The following is a 4,267-nucleotide window of genomic DNA, read 5'->3' as shown; positions in this document are numbered from 1 at the left end:
TTTATGTGCTCAAGCGCGCGGGGCAGTTGGAGACGGCGATTCAGCTGGCCGAGCAGGAGATGCCGCACTGGCAACAGTCGCCGGACTTCTTCTTTGTGCTCGGTGATCTGCTGCTCGACTGGGCGATGGCGCATCCGGCCCAGGCCGAGCAGGAGTTCCTACCGCTGGTGGACTCCGCTTGGTCGACCTGCCTGGCGCTGGGCGAGCAGCCGCAGCTTGAGGGCAGCGTGCAGGGGCGTGGTAGCTTTCTGGCGGCGCATCACCTGGCGGTGCTCCATGAGCAGATGGGACGCTCAGAACAGGCGCGACAGTATCAGCAGCTGGCGCATGAGTTGCGCGAAGGGCAAGGGAAGGCCTGATCTCGGTGCCAGGCGTTGATGCTTCAGCACAAGGGGTCGGAGATACCGTCCCGGGCAGCCGTCAACCTGCCCTCACCCCTCCCCAAAATGCACATCAAACTCCGCCCGAGCCAGCTCAAGATCCGGATGCCGGCCAATATCCAGCCAATACTCAATAATCGGATAGGTCAGCAGGCGCTTCTTCTCCGCCAACAGCGTGGTCATCAGATCGGTCATATCCGTCCGCTGGCCCTTGGGGATCCGCTGCCGTAGCTCGGGGTTCATCAGGTAGATGCCGGCATTCACATCATGCCGATACACCGGCTTCTCGACGATGCCCTTGATGTGATCGTCCTCTTGTAACAACACCCCATAGGGCACGGAGATGTCGTAGCGCACCGCGCCAACGGTAAAGTCACTCTCCTCCTCGCGATGAAAGTCGAGGATCTTGCGGAAATCGGCCTTGGTCAGCAGATCGCCATTGGTGACGAAGAACGGCTGCTCCAGCGTCTCGCGCAACAGGCCAAGCGCACCCGCGGTGCCAGGCGGCTGCTGCTCAAGTAGGTCGTCGATGCGCACCCCAACGCTGAGCCGTCGCCGAAGTGCGCTTGAATCTGCTCGAACTTGTAGTGCAGCGCGAAGATGAAGCGATGAAACCCCTGCGCCGCCAACTGGCGGACAATCACCTCCAGCAACGGCTTATCGGCAATCGGTCGCATCGGCTTTGGCGTCTCCGCCGTCAGCGGGCGCAGGCGCAGGCCCTTGCCGCCGACCATAATCACCACCCGGTTATCGAGCCGCACCGCAGTCGACTCGTCGCGCAGCACAGCTGGGGCTGGCTCGAATACAAAGGCCCGCGAGCTGCTGGGCTGGGTACCGCAGTATGGCGGCTTGGATGGCTTTCGTCGCGGTCTGAGCGTGACCGTCGCCTGGTTCACCGAGCCGAGCAGACTCGCGCAAGACAAGGTGGATCGGTATAACCTATGACAATCGCTTGCGACTCAACCCGAACGGAGCTCTGGTCATGACCGACAGCGTCGATAACCTCGTCCTCGAGCATCTGCGCGCGATCCGCGCCGTACAAGACAAACACACCGAGCGCTTTGCCCGGCTGGAATCGCGCATGACCAATTTGGAATCCACTGTGGCAGGCCTTCGGCGCGACCTCGCGCATAGGTATGGTGAAGTCGTCGAACAGCATGGACATACCGACTAACTCATTGCCCGCATTGATCGCATCGAGCACCGGTTGGAATTCCAAGACGGCTAAACCGCGAACGGGAGATGGGATCGGCTATCTCGACCGCATGCCCAATCTCAACGCCACGCTTGGCTGTGCGCAGCTGGAGCAGTTGCCGGATTTTCTGGCCTCGAAGCGGCGACTGACCGCGCGTTACCTGCAGGCCTTCGCCGGACTTGAGCAGGTACGGCTGATGCAAGAGCCGTCGGGGTGCGAGAGCAACGATTGGCTACAGACGCTGATCTTGGACGAGGCGGTAGCCGATCAACGCGATACGATTCTGGAGGCGACCAACGACGCCGGCTTGATGACCCGCCCAGCCTGGACACTGATGCACCAGTTGCCGCCCTATCAGCACTGCCCGCGCGCACCCTTGCCGGTAGCGGAATCGCTAGCACGGCGGATCATCAACCTGCCAAGTAGCGCGGGGTTGGCGTAATCATTCCGCTTTAAAGCATCATGGGGCAATAATGAGCCATGGGTAAAACTGAAGTTGAGCCAGGAATGCCGCTTAATGAGATCGTTAAAAATCTCAGGCAAAAATATGACGATGCCCTGCTGCTTACTCAGCATCAGCGATACGCGAACGCCATTTATCTGAGTGGTTATTGTGTTGAGTTGGCATTGAAATATGCAGTCACCAAGCAATTAAATTGGCGGACATTTCGGACAGCAGGCGATCTAAAGGTTCTCAAAACACACAACTTCCTTTTTCTCCTCCAGCTCACTGGAAAAGAAAAAGCTATCAAAGAATTAGCCGCTTGGAATGTGGTCAGCAAGTGGCATGAGACAAAGCGGTATGAAGACCCTCGAAGCGCAAAAGAGACGGATGCCACAAGCATGCTGTCTGCAACCCAGACACTGGTGAAAGCATTATGCGAAATCTCGCTTTAACAATCGCCAAGGCACTGCAGGCAATCGAGCAGGAGCGTGGCCCTTTCAAGGTCAAATGTCTGGTGGCCCAAGATCCGGAAGATATCCAATGGGATCTGATTCTTTGGGCTGACTGGTTCGAAGAGGATGAGTTCAAGCGCCTAGATTATCTGATCGAAAAGATCATCAAGCCGCTTGATCAGGATGCTTTGGTCCAATTCAATGGAATCATCACCTTTGGATCTAGCGATGAAAACAACATGCTGAAGGCCCTGCGTCAGATTCAAAATAATGTTGCAAAAGGTTTTTACAGGACTCTATGGGATGGTGATATCTTAGAAATCAGCGCAAACTTGCCTCAGGCGCGCTTAGTCGTTCCATTGAATCTTCAGTTAGAGACTGAAAAACAAAGCGCCTTGGCATGATCCAGGATGCCTTTCCCCCGGTAGCCTGGTGTTGATATGACGCCACTCTTACTCCTCGGCGGCGGCGGCCACTGCCGCGCCTGCATCGACGTGATCGAAGCCGAGGCTAGATACCAGATCGTCGGCATCGTCCAGCCGCCGACGGAGGGAACCGAAGCCGTGCTCGGCTATCCCATACTCGGCAGCGATGACGACTTGCCGGCCCTGCTCGCCAAGACACCCAATGCCCTCGTCACCGTCGGCCAGATCAAGAGCCCCGGCACCCGCAGGCGACTATTCAACCTGCCCAAGCACCATGGCGCCAAGCTCCCCGTGATCCAGTCGCCGACCGCCTACTGCTCGCGCCACGCCACCCTTGGCGAAGGCAGCCTCCTGATGCACGCCTGCCTGATCAATGCCAACGCCCGCATCGGTGCCAACTGCATCATCAACAGCCAGGCGCTCATCGAGCATGATGCCGAGATCGGCGATCACTGTCACATCGCCACCGGCGCGCGCGTCAACGGCGGCGTACTCATCGGCGAGGGCACCTTCATCGGCAGCGGTGCGATCCTCAAACAAGGCATCAGCATCGGGGCTGGCGCGATCATCGGTGCCGGCCAGGTAGCGTTAACAGGCCTCCCCGCTGAGACAACGCTGAGAAGTTCCCAGAGGGGTATTATTTCGAGCTGACCAAATCCCAACAAATCCCAAAAGGACGAACTAGTGGAAAATTTCCACCGGTTTGAGCATTTAAAGCACTCGACGGTCAACCCGAAGGCCTTCATGGCACGCCTACAGAAGGACATCAAGGGCGTTGAGCTCCAGATCAAAGAGGTCGACGCGCGCTTACAGGAGCGGATTAACCAGCGGTAAGGATACGATCGGACCACTCCAGCAGCGTCTTCGCATCGGCCTCTTGGATCTGTTGGCGCAGCCGGGCATCGGTGCGGTGGGTGGTGGGGTCGAATTTGCGCTCCATCAGGCGCAGCAGCATCTCGGCCTCAGTTAGCGATCAGCCACCGGCTGCTAAGATTGCTACAGCATTTAGGGGAACGTCAGTCATTTGTCTAATTTTTTTCCGGTCTCAGAACCCGCGAAAATCTGGAACAGCAGCACACCATTTCTCCCTGATCCGACACAGCAAGTCATAAACGCGCTCAACCGCGACATCTTCCGCGATCCGGCCGTGTGCCAAGCGGAGCCCATCCTTGGTCGCGATATACCAAGTGAAGGCCCCATCGATGTCGGGGAAGACCGGCGCCTTCATGCCCCACCCAGCACCTAGGCAGTTCAATTTGAGCCCAGAACCCCCTCGGCAATCCATGCAGAATCGCTGATCAGCGCACAGGGCAAACGACCGGCTTGAACAAGCGCCCGATACGCTTGACAATCCCCTGATCGACGCGGAT

General features: G+C 57.9%; 9 protein-coding genes and 1 pseudogene. 8 read left to right on the top strand and 2 right to left on the bottom strand.

What is annotated here, in order from left to right:
- Window positions 1–359, top strand: a 359-nt coding sequence (locus CCR96_RS22020) for a hypothetical protein (RefSeq protein ID WP_201223756.1), incomplete at its 5' end; no start/stop codon positions are given.
- A gap of 72 nt (window positions 360–431) precedes the next feature.
- Here the strand turns inward: CCR96_RS22020 and CCR96_RS22015 are convergent.
- Window positions 432–1,114: pseudogene (locus tag CCR96_RS22015) on the bottom strand (nucleotidyltransferase family protein).
- On the opposite strand from CCR96_RS22015, the gene CCR96_RS24265 reads away from it, so the two are divergent.
- From CCR96_RS24265 to CCR96_RS21980, 7 genes are read left to right on the top strand one after another with little or no spacing between them, the layout of a single operon-like run.
- The gene (locus CCR96_RS24265; RefSeq protein ID WP_207192049.1) at window positions 1,101–1,325 is read left to right on the top strand and encodes a hypothetical protein; all 225 of its coding nucleotides are present in this window, start codon (window positions 1,101–1,103) and stop codon (window positions 1,323–1,325) included. The pseudogene CCR96_RS22015 and the gene CCR96_RS24265 sit on opposite strands and share 14 nt — an antisense overlap.
- 37 nt (window positions 1,326–1,362) lie before the next feature.
- Entirely contained in the window at window positions 1,363–1,554 is a 192-nt protein-coding gene (locus tag CCR96_RS22005; RefSeq protein WP_201223745.1) for a hypothetical protein, read from the top strand.
- Entirely contained in the window at window positions 1,517–2,017 is a 501-nt protein-coding gene (locus CCR96_RS22000; protein ID WP_338035000.1) for a DegT/DnrJ/EryC1/StrS family aminotransferase, read from the top strand. Before CCR96_RS22005 ends, CCR96_RS22000 begins: the two co-directional genes overlap by 38 nt.
- A 38-nt stretch (window positions 2,018–2,055) precedes the next feature.
- Window positions 2,056–2,472, top strand: coding sequence for a HEPN domain-containing protein (locus tag CCR96_RS21995; protein WP_200251409.1), 417 nt, complete (start codon window positions 2,056–2,058; stop codon window positions 2,470–2,472).
- On the top strand, window positions 2,454–2,876 hold the full coding sequence (locus CCR96_RS21990; RefSeq protein ID WP_201223743.1) for a hypothetical protein: 423 nt from the start codon (window positions 2,454–2,456) through the stop codon (window positions 2,874–2,876). Before CCR96_RS21995 ends, CCR96_RS21990 begins: the two co-directional genes overlap by 19 nt.
- Before the next feature lie 36 nt (window positions 2,877–2,912).
- A complete protein-coding gene (locus tag CCR96_RS21985) occupies window positions 2,913–3,548 on the top strand; it encodes a NeuD/PglB/VioB family sugar acetyltransferase (protein WP_201223741.1) in 636 nt (211 codons plus the stop codon).
- Window positions 3,549–3,581: 33 nt separating this feature from the next.
- Window positions 3,582–3,731, top strand: coding sequence for a hypothetical protein (locus CCR96_RS21980; protein ID WP_201223733.1), 150 nt, complete (start codon window positions 3,582–3,584; stop codon window positions 3,729–3,731).
- Here CCR96_RS21980 and CCR96_RS25215 read toward each other — a convergent pair.
- Window positions 3,718–3,852: a hypothetical protein gene (locus tag CCR96_RS25215; protein WP_274601174.1), complete on the bottom strand. Its 135-nt coding sequence runs from the start codon at window positions 3,850–3,852 to the stop codon at window positions 3,718–3,720. The genes CCR96_RS21980 and CCR96_RS25215 overlap by 14 nt on opposite strands.
- Window positions 3,853–4,267: the final 415 nt, after the last annotated feature.

Source organism: Halochromatium roseum, from assembly GCF_016653315.1.
Taxonomy (GTDB): domain Bacteria; phylum Pseudomonadota; class Gammaproteobacteria; order Chromatiales; family Chromatiaceae; genus Lamprobacter; species Lamprobacter roseus.
Note: the sequence above shows the minus strand (reverse complement) of the source record. Positions and strands in the feature narration are given on the sequence as shown.